Source organism: Streptomyces sp. NPDC054047, assembly GCF_055585065.1.
Window position 1 is genome coordinate 1 of sequence record NZ_JBVJKV010000022.1, and the last position, 13,724, is coordinate 13,724.

Here is a 13,724-nt window from a genome sequence, read left to right on the forward strand (position 1 = left end):
CGGCCATGAGGAGCATGTTCTCCTCGCCGGTGATCAGGCCGTCGACGGCGGAGAACTGCCCGGTCACGCCGATCGCGGCGCGGACCGCCTGCGGGACGGTGCTGAGGTCGTGGCCGCCGACCTGGATCTCGCCGGAGACGGGGCCGGGGGAGAGCAGGGTGGAGAGGATCTTGACGGCGGTGGTCTTGCCGGCGCCGTTCGGGCCGAGCAGGGCGAAAACCGTTCCCGCGGGGACAGCCAGGTCGATGCCGTCGAGCACGACCTTGTCCCCGTAGGACTTGCGCAGCCCGTTCGCCGCGATGGCCAGGTTCGTCATGGTGGGTGCTCCTCAGGGGCTGCGGTTCAAGGACGTTGGGGAGTTAGAGGCTGCGGGCGGTGATGTTGCCGTAGGAGGTGGTGGCGTGGATGGTGAGGTCGGGGTTGCCGTCGGTGTTCTTGAGGGTGTTGTGGATGCGGCCGTAGGGGGTGCCGGCGTCCAGGGCGGCGGAGACGCCGCGGGCGGCGTCGACGGTGATCGCGCCGTGTTCGGTGCGCAGGGTGACCTCGCCGCGGGTGGCCTCGGTGATGGTCAGGTCGCCCTTCTGGGTGCTGAGCCGTGCGGGGCCGTTGAGGCGGCCGACGGTGATGTCGCCGGACTGGAGGGTCAGGCGGGCGCCGGCGGCCTCGTCGAGCTTGACGGTGCCCTGGGCGCCGTCGAAGGCGACCTCGCCGAGGCGTCCCACGCCGCGGAGTTCGGCGGCGGCGGCCGTGGCCTGGACCTGGGAGCCGGCGGGCAGCTGGACGGTCACCTCGACGTTGCCGGAGGCGCCCAGGAGCTGGTTGTTGGCCGGTGCGCCGGTGATGGTCAGGACGCCGTCGGCGTACGCGACGGTGGTCTGCTCGGCGGCCTTGACGTCGCGGCCCTTGGCGGCGTCGGCGGGCAGAACCTCGACGGTGGTGTCGCTGCGGTCGGCGGCGATGAGCCGGATGAGCCCCGCGGGGATGTCCAGGACGGTGGCGACCGGGGCGGGGGTGTCGAACTTCTGCATCGTGTTCTCCTCTGTTGTCTTGCCGATGTCGGCTCGGTGTTTCCGACAACGGAAAAGCTACGTTGCCTTCACGGTTCAGACAACAGAGTCGTTGCGCATGAACAGCATTACAGCAGGTCAGAGCACGTAAATCGTTGCGATGGGCTGGAATCTAATGCAACATTTGACGCGCGATCATTGCAATGGATTGCGAGTGAACGCTATGCTCGCGGCATAGGGAACAACGAAGAACCATCAAGGAGACCGCGATGCCGGGAGGCAGGCTCACCCAGCAGGAACGCCAGCAGATCGCGCTGGGCGTGGCCGACGGCCTCGCCTACGCGGAGATCGCCCGAAGTCTCGACCGCCCCACTTCGACGGTCACGCGTGAGGTGATGCGCAACGGCGGTCCCACCGCCTACCGCGCCGACTTGGCCCACCGGGCCACCGAACGCCGCGCCCACCGGCGCAAGCAGGCCGCGCCCCGAAACTCGGAGGCGCTCCCGCAGGCCCATGGGCGTGACGCCGAGGCGGTGCGCGAGTACGAGGAGGTGTTCACCACCGTCCTCATAGCGTCGGGCATGCCGAAGATGATGGCGCGGGTGATGTCCTGCCTCACCCTGACCGACTCCGGCAGCCTCACCGCGTCCGAACTCGTCCAGCGCCTCCAGGTGAGCCCGCCGTCCATCTCCAAGGCGATCGCGTTCCTCGAGAGCCAGGGCTTCGTGCGCCGGGAACGCGACGAGCGCCGCCGTGATCGCTACGTCGTCGACGACGACATCTGGTACCAGTCGATGATGGCCAGTGCCCGCTCCACCGCCGACATCGTCAAGATCGCACGGCAGGGCGTCGGTGTCCTCGGCCCCGACACTCCGGCCGCCGGCCGCCTCGAGAACGTCGCCCGTTTTCTCGACTTCGTCTCCGAAGGCATCGCCCGCGCCGCCGAGCAGGCCCGCGAGATCCTGCACACGACAGGCGAACCGACCGCAGGCGGCACGGCCGAGCCAGGCCCGGATCGCGACTAGACAGCCGCGGCGCCCGCCGAAACGGCCGGCCATGCGAACTGCCCTAGGGGAACGGCGACTTCAACGACCCGTACCGCGCAGCGCGGCCAGTGAGCGTTCGAGCGCATCGCGGCTTTCGACGGCTTCGGGATGTTCGGCGTCCAGGATGCGTGTCCTTGCCTGGAGTACGTCCTGGTGAATTCGAACCGCTTCTCCGAACTCACCAAGCCCGTACAGGGCCGTGGCGAGCGCATGGCGGCCGTTCAAGGTTCGGGGGTGGTCAGGGCCGAGGGCCTGGTGTGCCGTCCGCACCGTCTCGCGCGCGAGACGAGCGGCCTGGGGGTGAGCGCCGAGGCGATTCAGCGAGTCGGCCAGGTGGTTGAGGCTGGAGATCGTACGAGGATGAGCGGGCCCCAGCACCCGTGTGCGGATCTCCGCCACCTCGGTGTGGATCTCGGCCGCTTCTCCGGGGCTTCCCAGGCTGTCCAGGGCCAGGGCCAGCACATCACGGCTGGCCAAGGTCTCGGGATGGTCCGGGCCGAGTCTGCTGTTCAGGGCACGGGAGGTGTCCCTGGCCAGGTCGGCGCTCTCGGCGTGACGACCCAGGTACCGCAGGGCCCGTGCGAGGTGATGACGGCTGGAGATCGTGTCGAGGTGACTGGGGCCCAGCACGCGGGTACGTGCGGCAAGGACCTCCCTGTGCTGGTCGACGGCCGCGCTGTAGTCCCCCATGGCGCGTAGCGCGCGAGCGTGCTTGCCGAGGCACTCCAAGGTGTCCGGGTGGTCGGCTCCCAGCACCTGTCGTGCCATGGCGTGCGCGCTGCGCCGCAGAGCGAGTTGAAGCGGATGAGCGCCTGCGTCGCTGAGGAGCGCGGCGAGATTCTCCAGTGCGTCCCGGGCTTCGGGCAGTGGAATGGAGCCGTCTGTGCCGAGCTCGGCGACGAGCGCAAGGTGAGGTGCGATGAGCCGGGCGCGGTCCCATGAGGACTGCGAGGCTTCCGACAGTTCCCGGGCCTGCGACATCAGATGCCTGGCGACCTGCATGCGCCACTCGGCGACGTCCGGCGTCGTCACGGACAGGATGTAGGCGTTGACTTCGCGCACCAGCGGATGCAGGACGAGGCATGAGGCGGCGACATCGTCGGCGAGGGGAATCTCCGTGGTCTGCAGGAGGTCGTAGCGGCGGAGGCCGGCCAGGGCCTCGTCGAGGGCTCCTTCGGTGACGGTCTCGCCGACGGCCGCCTGGACGAAGTCCCCGACGATCAGGGGCCGCGGAATGGGTGCGTCCGCGAACAGCGACAGCAGCCGCAGGACGGGCCGGGCGAGCGGTCTGCGGTCCGCGGCGAGCTGGTCGAGGGAGATCTCCCAGGTGTAGCGGACCAGGACACGGGCTGTCTCCGGGTCGGTCGCATCAGGGTGCTCCGGGCCGAGCAAGGGAGCCAGATCCTGGTCCAGCGCCTGCTGGTACTCGGTGAACGTGCGGTAGCGGCTGGTCTGCTCGGTCAGGTAGCGGCCTGCTGCCCGCAGCGCGAGGGGGAGCCCTCCCAAACGGGCGGCGAGCTCCTTGGCCTCGGCCAACGTGCCTGCCTGGGGAGCCAGGTCGAGAAGTACCTGTCCTCCTGCCGGTGTGGTCAACGGGCGAAGTCTCATCAGTTCGGCTGCCGATCCCCAGAGGTCCTGGCTCGTGTCACGGCTCGTGACGAGGAGGAGGCCGCCGCCGTAGGGCCGGATCCAACCGCGGTAGTCACTGAGTTGTTCGGTGTCCGGAACGATCGGGCCGGGATCGTCGATGTTGTCGATGACGAGCAGCCACTTGCGGGTGCGGGCCATGTGCAGCCAGAAGACGTCCGGCACACTGTCATGGCCTGCCCGGGCCCGTTCCAGGAGCGAGTTGGGAAGCCCACAGGCCTCGGCGACCTGCGTCAGCTGTGCCTGCAAGTGCTCCAGGCCCTGCCACCGTATCCAGAAGCGCTCGTACCCCATGTCCGCCGCGTGGGCACACAGCATCGCGGCCACCGTCGTCTTCCCGATGCCGCCTCCTGCGCAGAGCACGGCGAAGCGTCCGTTGGGCTTGCGGAGCATGGAGGTGAGACGGTCCAGGTCCCTCTGCCGGCCGTGCATCCGCTCCGTCTCGACATGCGGGGGCCGCAGGGACACGGGACGCGTCACGGCAAGGGGAGGCGAGGAAGGCGGCGCGGTGGGCGGGGGCTCCGCGCCTCCCAGCCGCTGGCCGAACCACGTCAAGCCGATGCTGAGCACGGCCAACCCGGCGAAGGCCGGCCAGATCACCCAGGCCTCGTCGGCCCACGCGGGCACGGAGCTGCTGGCGTAGTTCGTCACCGGGCCCATGAGCACCGTCAGGGCAGCCAGCAGACCGGAGACGCCCGCGCCCGTGCGGGCCTGAGACCGCCGCCGCATGCCTTGCTCCTCGCCCAGCGTGCCGTTGCGCGACTATGCATGCCCCCGGTTCGGGCTGGCGACACCGCAGGGCCAAGAGGGATCGGTCCGAAGAATCCAGGCAGCGCGGGCAGGGGCCGGGCCAGGGGCTGGTGGCATGATCGAAGCGTGATCAGTGAACCTGGCCGGTGCGGTGCGACGCGGTGTGTGCTGTTCGATGTCGATGGCACGTTGATCGATGCCGTGGACAATCAGCGCCTGGTGTGGCGAACGTGGGCTGAGCGCCACGGTCTGGACTCCGGTGAGGTCTACCGGGTGGCGCTGCGGACGAGGCCGATGGAGACCTTCGCGCAGGTCGCGCCGCACCGGGACCCCCGGGAGTGTCTGGCCGCGCTGCACGAGCTGGAGGACGAGGACGTCCGATCCGGCGTCTATGCGGCCTTCGACGGTGCCTCGGAGCTGCTGAGCGCCCTGCGGCCCGGGTCCTGGGCGCTGGTGACGTCGAACTACGAACACCGGGTGCGTGGCCGCTTCGTACGGACCGGCCTGACCGTCCCGGACGTTGTCGTGGACGCGGCCGCGGTGGAGGAGGGCAAGCCGTCGCCGGCGCCGTATCTGCAGGCGGCGGCACGGCTCGGTGCCGCACCGGAGAACTGCCTGGTCATCGAGGACGCCCCCTCCGGAGTGGAGTCCGGGCTGCGTGCCGGGATGACGGTGTGGGGCGTCAACAGCCCCGTGGCGGTGGACGGCGTGCATCGCCACTTCGGCAGCCTGCGCGAAGCGGCCAGCGACATCCTCGCCTTCGCGTCCGGACAGGATCGCCGGTCACGGCGTACGGACACCCCTACTTGACGGTGCGTCAACTCGCCCCGCCGTGCGGCAGAACCACCGGCCGCGTGGCTGGGGGCGCGCTCAGCCGCCAGGTGCCGCAGCCGGACACCCCGTCAGATAGCGGGTGAGCATGGTGACGAGTTCCTCCTCGAACCGGGCGACCTCGACCTGGCCCGGCCCTGCCATCACCCGGTGCACCACCATCTCCACCGTGGACACGACGAGCCGGGCGGCGACGTCGACGTCCGTGACCCGCACCTCCGGATGCTTCCCGAGCAGCTTGCGGGTGTAGGCGATCCACCTCAGCTCGTCCTGGGCGATCCGCTCCAGCAACTCCGGTGCGCGGGGGCCCTGTTCCATCATCACGCGCAGCAACTGCGGGTCGTCGCGGTGGTTCTCGATCGCGCCGCGCACGTAGAAGCGCATGATGCCCTCGATGGACTCCGGGAGCAGATCGTCCTGGTCCAGTGGGGCGGCGGCCATTCCGGCGTCGAGGTGCCGGGTCAGCAGCTCGACCAGGATCGCGTCCTTGTTCGGGTAGTACTGGTACAGCGATCCGATCGACACCCCGGCCCGCTCGGCGATCCGGTTGGTGGTGCCCGCCGCGTAGCCGTACTCGGCGAAAACGCGAGCAGCGGCATCGAGGATGCGCTGGCGGGTCAGCTCTGCCCGGACCTGACGGGGCTGTTTACGTGGCTGAAGTCCGCGGCGGTCGGACGTCATGGCACCTCCTGCGGCGGGCCGTGAAAGCGAGTAGCGCACGACGCGAGTAATTGCTCACAATAGTGCCATGAACTGCGGCGATGCGGGGCCGAGCGCCCGTGGTCGTGCGCCGATCCCTGCTTGAGGAAACCGAAGCCTGCCTAAGGAAAATGCCATGACGCATGCCCTCACGCGCCCTCGACGGGTCTCCCCGGAGGAGGTCCTTGCCCGGCTCGGGCCGCCCGAGCACATGGTCAGGGCGAAGCTGAAGGACCGTATCGACGACTACTTCCGTCACTTCATCGCCCACTCGCCGTTCCTGACGATGGCGACGGCGGACGCGGCCGGACGCGCCGACTGCTCGCCCCGCGGCGACTACCCGGGCTTCGTGAAGGTCCTCGACGAGCACACCCTGGCCCTGCCCGACCGCCCCGGCAACAAGATCGCCGACTCCTTCCGCAACCTCGCCGAGAACGACGGCATCGGACTGTGCTTCCTGATCCCCGGCATGCGCGAGGTCCTGCGGGTCAACGGCAGCGGCTACGTCACCGACGAGCCCGATGTGCTGGTCCGGATGCGCACCGAGGCCAAGGAGCCGGAGCTGGCGATCGTCGTCGAGGTGGCCGAGGCGTACTTCCACTGCGGGCGGGCGCTGATCCGCTCGCGGCTGTGGGATCCCGACAGCCGGGCGCTCGCCGAGGGGATGCCGTCGATGGGCGAGATCGCGGCCGCGCAGTTCGGTGCCGACGTGGACGTGGGGCTGCTCGAACGGACCCTCGAGGACGGCTACCGCAAGCTCTACTGACCCGGCCGCACCGGCCGACAGAGGGGAACACCGATGCAGCTGACACAGGAATCGCCGATGCGGCCGACACTTCGATCACCGATGCAACAGACCGTCGTCGACCGCATCGACCGGGCCGCCGACGACGTCGTCGCCCTGACCCTGCGCGCCACCGCCGGGGAGCTGGCCGCCTGGGACCCCGGCGCCCACATCGACCTGTCCCTGCCCAACTGGCTGACCCGGCAGTACTCGTTGTGCGGGGACCCCGCAGACCGGGACGCCTACCGCGTCGCCGTCCGCTACGACCCGCTCAGCCGGGGCGGCTCGGAGTACGTGCACCGGTTCCTGCGCCCGGGCCGCGCCCTGGACGTCTCCCTGCCGCGCAACCACTTCCCGCTCGTCCCCGCACCGCGGTACCTGTTCCTCGCCGGCGGGATCGGGATCACACCCCTGCTGCCGATGCTGCACGCGGCGGTGGCCGCCGAACTCCCCGCGACCCTGCTCTACCTGGGGCCGTCGGTGGAGAGCATGCCCTTCGCCGACGAGCTGCGCCGCGCCCACGGGGACGGGGACCGGGTACGGATCGTGGAGACCAAACGGCAGGGCAGACCGGACCTCGACGCCCTCGCCGCCACGCTGGAGGCCGACACCCTGGTCTACTGCTGCGGTCCCGCGACCCTGCTGGCGGCGGCCGAAGAGGCCTTCTCCTCCCAGCAGTTGCGTGCCGAGCGGTTCCAGCCGGTGGCCAAGGCCTTCGGTCCCGACACGGAGTTCCAGGCGCTCTGCGCCCGCTCCGGGGACACCGTCACCGTGCCCGCCGACGCGTCGCTCCTTGACGCCCTGGCCCACGCCGGGCACCCCCTGCCCTCCGGGTGCCGCGAAGGGGTCTGCGGCAGCTGCGAAGTCGCCGTCCTGGGCGGCACCCCCGAGCACCGGGACGACATCGGCGCCCCAGAGGGCCGGTTGTATGCCTGCGTGTCCCGGGCGCTGTCCTCCCGGATCATCCTCGATCTCTGAAAGGCACCGCGAACATGCTGCCCAAGGTGCAGTCGCCCACGTCCCGGCGCATGATCACGCTGGAAGTGCGCCGGACGACCCGGACGACCCCCAATTTCACCACCGTTACGCTCGGCGGCCCCGAACTGGAGCATCTGCTGCCGACCGGCTTCGACCAGGCCGTGCGGCTGTTCTTCCCCCGCGCGGGCCAGAGCGGCCTCACGATGCCCACCCTCTCCAGTGAGGCGTGGATGGCCCAGGTGCTGCTCCTTCCGAAGTCCCGCAGGCCCCGGGTGCGCAACTACACCATCCGCCGGGTGCGGCCCGAACGGGGCGAGCTGGACATCGAGTTCGCCCTGCACGGTGACACCCCCGCGTGCGCCTGGGTGCTCGGCGCCCGCCCCGGCGACCCGGCGGGCATCTTCGACATGGGCCGCACCTACCTCCCGCCGGCCGACGCGGAAGGACAGGTGCTCGTCGCGGACGAGAGCGCCGTGCCCGCGGTCCTTGCCATCCTTGAGGACGCGCCCGCCTCCCTGGTCGCGGAGGTCTTCCTGGAGGTGCCCGAGACGGCGGACGTCCGCAAGGACCTCGTCGCCCCCGAGGGCGTCCGTGTGCACTGGCTGGCCCGGGACGGCTCCGCCGATCTCCCCGGCAGGCTCGCACTCGACGCGGTCCAGGGAGCGGCTCTGCCCCAGGGCCGCTCCTACACCTGGGTCGCGGGGGAGTCCGGCCTGGCCACCGGGGTGCGCCGGCACCTCGTACGCGACCGGGGCGTGCCGAAGCCGGACATCGCCTTCTTCGGCTACTGGCGGCACGGCCGCTCCAGCCCCGGCTGAGGCGCCTCGGCCCGCTCCTCGACGGGTGTTCAGTCCGGCTGCTGCGGCGGGTGGAGCTTGCGGAAATAGGTCCAGCTGGTCTCGTTCGGCTCGCTCCACTTCTCCGGGGCGCGGGCGAACTGCGGGTGGTGGTCGGCGATGTAGGCACGGGTGCGCTCGGGGACCTCGGCGTACGCGCCGAGCTTGCGACCCCGGCAGTGGTAGGTGAGCCCGCCGGGCCGCTGGCCGCGGGCCATCCACGGGAGCCACTGCGACATCCGGGTCCACGACATGGTGGCCGGAACGCTGGGTGCGGGTCCCGCCAGATCGGCGCGGTCGGCGAAGAACTGGAAGAGCTCCAGGGCCTTGTACGTGTCGCCGGCCGAGTGCACGGGGTACTGCGCCACCGGCATCGGCGAGGGATAGGCGAGGGGGATCTCCAGGCTGAAGCAGACCTGTTCGCCGAGATCGGTCGTCGGGATCGGGAAGGGGCGCCATTTCTGGTTCGCCGGGTCGTTCCATATGTGCACCAGCGGCAGGTCCTGCCAGGTGTCCAGGATCTCGCGCGTGACGGGGTCCAGGTAGAAGGCGGCCTCGCGGGTGAGCAGTTGGTAGGCGTCCGGGCCGTTGCCGGGGTCCTGGACGAGGCGGGCGACGTTGAGCCCTTCGAAGCCGAAGACGCGCTGGTAGGGCTCGTCGGGGGCCCAGGAGTACACGTCTCCGGACCACCAGTACGTGACCTCCTCGCCGTCGAGCGAGGCCCGGGTGCGGGCGAAGGAACGGAGCAGCTCCGCGGGCGTCGTCATGTGCTTTCCCCCGCCCCGAAGTCACGACGGCCACCGAGCGCGTAGTGCCGTTCAGGGCGGCCTGGGGCGGTGGACAGGGAAGGAAGATGGCTCACTGGTCGTCCTTCGGTGGGGCTGCCCGCTGAGGCTCCGCCAGCGGACAGCCGGAACGGCGCGAGCGGTGGCATCAGGGCTCGCTGCATTGAGTAGGAAAACCTATATCGAAAGCCAGTTTTGTGCAGGGGAAGGGTGCCGCGCACCAGGAAGACGCCCCGAAGACCCCACCGGCGTACCACGCCATGCGCTGCGCGGGCAGCGAGGATGGTGGTCATGGATATCCGGCAGCTGGAGTACTTCCTCGCGATCGTGGATCACGGGGGTTTCAACCGGGCGGCATCGGCCCTGTACCTCTCGCAGCCTTCGCTGTCCCAGGCCGTCCAGGCGCTGGAGCGGGATCTGGGCAGCAGTCTGTTCCACCGGATCGGCCGTCGGGCGGTGCTCACCGAGGCGGGTACGGCGCTGATCGAGCCCGCGCGGGCGGCCGTGCGCAGTCTGGAGACGGCCCGCGCCAGCGTTGCCGCCGTGCACGAACTGCGCGAGGGACGCCTGGACATCGCGGCCATGCCCTCGCAGGCGGTGGAGCCGCTGACCACCATGGTCCGCGGATTCAGCGGCCGGTATCCGGGGGTGTCGGTGAACATCCGGGCGGCCTTCACCTCGCGCGATGTGATCGACATGGTGCGTACGGGCGCCGCCGAGCTGGGACTGCTTGCGACCTCTGGTCCGGTGGCCGAGAAGGAGGTGACGGCGCACGCCGTGGGGGAGCAGCGTTTCGTGCTGGTCACCCCGCCCGACGGGCCGTTCCCGGCGGGCCGAGCGGTGGCCTGCGAGGAGCTGGCCGGGCAGCGGCTGATCGTCGGGCAGCGAGGTACGGGGATGCGCGCGTATGTCGACGGACTGCGCGAGCGGGGCATCGCCTTCGCGATCGCGGCGGAGACCGAGCACCGGGTGGCGATCCTGCCGCTGGTGCTCGCGCGAGTCGGGCTCGCGGTGGTGACCGACTCCTGGCGCACGATGGCCGAGCGGGCCGGCGCCCTCGTGCTGGACATCGAGCCGAAGACGACGCTACAGATCGCCCTGGTCAGCCGCCGTGCCGAGCAATCGCCCGCCGCGCAGGCCTTCTTGACCTGCGCACTCGCCCCGGCCGAGCACGCATAGGCATGCCCTATAAGGCAGATCGGCAGAGCGTCTTGGACGGCGCAGAGGCCTGATTGCTGCAATCAGGCCATGACCCACCACCACATCGCACTCATCCCCGGCGACGGCATAGGGGCCGAGGTCCTGCCGCCCGCCCAGCAGGTTCTCGGCGCCGTGGGCGCCCGACACGGCCTCGACTTCTCCTACACCTCCTACGACTGGTCGTGCGAACGCTACCTCCGGCAGGGCGCGATGATGCCCGAGGACGGCCTCGACCAACTGCGAGACAAGGACGCCATCCTGCTCGGCGCGGTCGGCTACCCGGGCGTGCCCGACCACGTCTCCTTGTGGGGGCTGCTGATCCCGATCCGGCGGGGCTTTCGCCAGTACGTCAACCTCCGCCCCATCCGCGTCTTCGAGGGCGTCGACAGCCCGCTGCGCGCCGCCGCACCGGGCGAGGTCGACTTCGTCGTCGTACGCGAGAACGTCGAGGGCGAGTACAGCGAGATCGGTGGCCGGCTCAACCGGGGCTTCCCGGAGGAAATGGCCGTCCAGGAGGCCGTGTTCACCCGCGCCGGAGTCACCCGCGTCCTCGACTACGCCTTCGACCTGGCCGCGCGGCGCGGCGGGAGACTCACCTCCGCCACCAAGTCCAACGGCATCGTGCACACCCTGCCGTTCTGGGACGAGCTGGTCGCCGAGCGCGGCGCCGACCACCCGCGGGTGACCTGGGACCAGGAGCACATCGACGCGCTGGCCGCCAAGTTCGTCCTCGAACCGGCCCGCTTCGACGTGGTGGTCGCCTCCAACCTCTTCGGCGACATCCTCAGCGACCTGGCCGCCGCCGTGGCCGGCTCCATCGGGATCGCGCCCGCCGCCAACCTCAACCCGGAGCGCGAGCACCCCTCGATGTTCGAGCCGGTCCACGGCTCCGCCCCGGACATCGCGGGCCGCGGCATCGCCAACCCGCTGGGCGCGATCTGGTCGGCCGCCATGATGCTCGACCACCTCGGCCACGTCGCAGCGGCCCAGGACATCACCGACGCGATCGCGGCGGTGCTCGCCAAGACCGACGTACGCACCCCCGACCTCGGCGGCAGCGCCACCACCACCGAGTTCACCGAGAAGCTCCTCGAACTCCTCTGACCTGACACGACCCGCGCACGGCCCGGGGCCGCGCGGACGACCCCGCCCCGGCAGGCCGCACCGCGTCCCGGCTGCATCCACGTTCCTCGACGAGGAGAAACGCCATGGCAGCAACCGCATCCACCACCCCCAGCACGTCCCCGCCCTCAGCACCGGCCAAGCCCTGGTACCGGCAGCTGTACTTCTGGGTGCTGACCGCGATCGTGGCGGGCATCCTGACCGGCTGGCTGTGGCCCTTCGTGGGCGTCGCCCTGGAACCGGTCGGCACCACCTTCGTCTCCGCGATCAAAATGCTGATCACGCCGATCGTCTTCCTGACGATCGTCGCGGGCATCGGCGGTGTCGACAGCCTGCGCCGCGTCGGCCGGGTCGGCCTGAAATCCCTGGTCTACTTCCAGGGCGGGACCCTGGCCGCGCTCGCTCTCGGCCTGATCGCCGTCAACCTGTTCCGGCCCGGCGCCGGGGTCCACGCCCACCCCGGCGACCTCCAACTGTCCGGCGAGGCCGCTCAGTACGTCAAAGACGGCGAGAACCAGAGCTGGTGGCACTTCCTCACCGACATCGTGCCCTCCAGCGCCGTGGGGGCGTTCGCCGAGGGCAACATCCTCCAAGTCATCTTCTTCGCCGTCCTGTTCGGCATCGCCCTCAAAGCCGTGGGGCCCGTGGGAGCGCCGCTGGTCGACGGCATCAACCGGCTGAGCACGGTCGTCTTCAAGATCCTGCACTACATCATGCTCGCGGCCCCCGTCGGCGCGTTCGGCGCCATGGCCTACACCATCGGCAAGTACGGCATCTCGACCCTCACCAGCCTCGGCCGGCTCATCGGCCTCTTCTACGGAACATCGCTGTTCTTCGTCGTGGTCGTCCTCGGCGGCATCCTCGCCCTGCTGAAGATCAATATCTTTCGGCTGCTGCGCTACCTGCGCGAGGAATTCCTCATCGTCCTGGGCACCTCGTCCTCCGAGAGCGTCCTGCCCCGCGTCATGACCAAGCTCGAAGGACTCGGCGTCCGCCGCGACATCGTCGGCCTGACCGTACCGACCGGATACTCCTTCAACCTCGATGGCAGCTCCATCTACCTCTCCCTGGCCGCCATCTACATCGCCCAGGCCACCGACACCCCTCTCACCATCGGTCAGCAACTCGGGCTGCTCGCCGTCATGATCCTGACCTCCAAGGGCTCCGGTGGCATCACCGGCGCCGGATTCATCGCCCTGGCCGCCACCTTGTCCACCGTCGGAACCGTCCCGGCCGCCGGCATCATGCTCGTCTTCGGCATCGACAAGTTCATGTCCGAATGCCGCGCCCTGACCAACCTCGCCGGCAACAGCGTCGCCACCCTGGTCGTCGCCCGCTGGGAACGCGTCCTGGACACCGCACGCGTCAACCGTGTCCTGCGCACCGGAATCCCCGAGCCCGAACGGAACCCCGGGCCGGGCCCCGAGCCCGATCCCGCACCGGAGACGGAGCAGCCGCAGCGCACCGAGGCGACTCCCGCGCTCACCAAGCCGTGACCCGGGCATGTCGGTGGCGGCCAGTAGCCTCGGGCGCCATGGGCATACAGATCGACGCAGTGGTGAGCTACCCGATCAACGACGAGGTGGAGCGGGTGCTCGGGTTGGCCGAGGCGGTCGGCGAGCCCGTCACGGTCACGTTCCTGTGGGAGGGGCGTACAGAGGGGGACCGCGCGGTGCTGGTGCCCGCGGCCACGCTGGCGCTCTGGGAGCACTGGGCCCCAACCGCCTGCCCGGCCCGGGGCGCTGAGGAAGTCGAGGAAGGGGAAGGAACGGCGGCTCAGGAGCCGGAACTGGCCCACCCAGCGGAATTCGGCGCCTTCACGCTCTTTCGCCGTCGCGTGGGAGGGCGCACGGCGGTTGCTCGCGACGGCGTGGTGGTCGCCGAGCTACTGGACCCCGGCGAGGCGCACTGGCTCGAGGAGAAGGCCCGCCATGTCCGCCAAGGCTTCATGGACCCGAAGCAGAAGGCGGCGTTCGAGGAGTTCCTCGCCCGGCAGACAGCCCTCGGTGAGCAGTGACGCGGGCCTTCCGGCCCTGAGC

General features: G+C 70.2%; 14 protein-coding genes. 9 read left to right on the forward strand and 5 right to left on the reverse strand.

Translation table 11 applies throughout. The features are described from left to right. Positions 1-316, reverse strand: a 316-nt coding sequence (locus ACZ6ZP_RS42885; RefSeq protein ID WP_469410558.1) for an ATP-binding cassette domain-containing protein, incomplete at its 3' end; no start/stop codon positions are given. A 43-nt stretch (positions 317-359) separates the two neighbouring features. Continuing rightward, entirely contained in the window at positions 360-1,028 is a 669-nt protein-coding gene (locus ACZ6ZP_RS42890; protein ID WP_361473853.1) for a DUF4097 family beta strand repeat-containing protein, read from the reverse strand. A 248-nt stretch (positions 1,029-1,276) separates the two neighbouring features. Between ACZ6ZP_RS42890 and ACZ6ZP_RS42895 the strand changes: the two genes are divergently transcribed. Continuing rightward, a complete protein-coding gene (locus ACZ6ZP_RS42895; protein WP_351168266.1) occupies positions 1,277-2,032 on the forward strand; it encodes a helix-turn-helix domain-containing protein in 756 nt (251 codons plus the stop codon). A gap of 60 nt (positions 2,033-2,092) precedes the next feature. Here the strand turns inward: ACZ6ZP_RS42895 and ACZ6ZP_RS42900 are convergent, their stop codons facing one another. Next, positions 2,093-4,429: a tetratricopeptide repeat protein gene (locus ACZ6ZP_RS42900; RefSeq protein ID WP_469410559.1), complete on the reverse strand. Its 2,337-nt coding sequence runs from the start codon at positions 4,427-4,429 to the stop codon at positions 2,093-2,095. A gap of 147 nt (positions 4,430-4,576) precedes the next feature. Here ACZ6ZP_RS42900 and ACZ6ZP_RS42905 point away from each other — a divergent pair, with 147 nt between their 5' ends. Continuing rightward, a complete protein-coding gene (locus ACZ6ZP_RS42905; RefSeq protein WP_469410560.1) occupies positions 4,577-5,260 on the forward strand; it encodes an HAD family hydrolase in 684 nt (227 codons plus the stop codon). 60 nt (positions 5,261-5,320) lie between these two features. Here the strand turns inward: ACZ6ZP_RS42905 and ACZ6ZP_RS42910 are convergent, their stop codons facing one another. Further along, positions 5,321-5,962, reverse strand: a complete 642-nt coding sequence (locus tag ACZ6ZP_RS42910; protein WP_361473862.1) for a TetR/AcrR family transcriptional regulator — start codon at positions 5,960-5,962, stop codon at positions 5,321-5,323. Positions 5,963-6,116: 154 nt separating this feature from the next. On the opposite strand from ACZ6ZP_RS42910, the gene ACZ6ZP_RS42915 reads away from it, so the two are divergent. From ACZ6ZP_RS42915 to ACZ6ZP_RS42925, 3 genes are all read left to right on the forward strand, one after another. Beyond that, positions 6,117-6,746 carry an MSMEG_1061 family FMN-dependent PPOX-type flavoprotein gene (locus tag ACZ6ZP_RS42915; RefSeq protein ID WP_399978565.1) on the forward strand — a complete coding sequence of 210 codons (630 nt, stop codon included), beginning with the start codon at positions 6,117-6,119 and terminating at the stop codon, positions 6,744-6,746. A gap of 81 nt (positions 6,747-6,827) precedes the next feature. After that, on the forward strand, positions 6,828-7,742 hold the full coding sequence (locus ACZ6ZP_RS42920; RefSeq protein WP_469410561.1) for a PDR/VanB family oxidoreductase: 915 nt from the start codon (positions 6,828-6,830) through the stop codon (positions 7,740-7,742). Between the two features lie 14 nt (positions 7,743-7,756). Further along, positions 7,757-8,560, forward strand: coding sequence for a siderophore-interacting protein (locus tag ACZ6ZP_RS42925; RefSeq protein ID WP_469410562.1), 804 nt, complete (start codon positions 7,757-7,759; stop codon positions 8,558-8,560). A gap of 29 nt (positions 8,561-8,589) precedes the next feature. Here the strand turns inward: ACZ6ZP_RS42925 and ACZ6ZP_RS42930 are convergent, their stop codons facing one another. Beyond that, positions 8,590-9,345 (reverse strand): DUF1838 family protein, encoded by a 756-nt coding sequence (locus ACZ6ZP_RS42930; RefSeq protein ID WP_469410563.1) that lies wholly within the window; start codon positions 9,343-9,345, stop codon positions 8,590-8,592. Between the two features lie 309 nt (positions 9,346-9,654). Between ACZ6ZP_RS42930 and ACZ6ZP_RS42935 the strand changes: the two genes are divergently transcribed. The 4 genes from ACZ6ZP_RS42935 to ACZ6ZP_RS42950 all read left to right on the forward strand — a co-directional run bounded on the left by ACZ6ZP_RS42935 (position 9,655) and on the right by ACZ6ZP_RS42950 (position 13,702). Next, positions 9,655-10,542, forward strand: a complete 888-nt coding sequence (locus tag ACZ6ZP_RS42935) for a LysR family transcriptional regulator (RefSeq protein WP_469410564.1) — start codon at positions 9,655-9,657, stop codon at positions 10,540-10,542. A 69-nt stretch (positions 10,543-10,611) separates the two neighbouring features. Continuing rightward, positions 10,612-11,667, forward strand: a complete 1,056-nt coding sequence (locus tag ACZ6ZP_RS42940) for a tartrate dehydrogenase (protein WP_366464932.1) — start codon at positions 10,612-10,614, stop codon at positions 11,665-11,667. 104 nt (positions 11,668-11,771) lie between these two features. Then, a complete protein-coding gene (gene dctA / locus ACZ6ZP_RS42945; RefSeq protein WP_366464933.1) occupies positions 11,772-13,181 on the forward strand; it encodes a C4-dicarboxylate transporter DctA in 1,410 nt (469 codons plus the stop codon). A gap of 38 nt (positions 13,182-13,219) precedes the next feature. Further along, positions 13,220-13,702, forward strand: a complete 483-nt coding sequence (locus ACZ6ZP_RS42950; RefSeq protein ID WP_366464934.1) for a hypothetical protein — start codon at positions 13,220-13,222, stop codon at positions 13,700-13,702. Positions 13,703-13,724 lie beyond the last annotated feature (22 nt).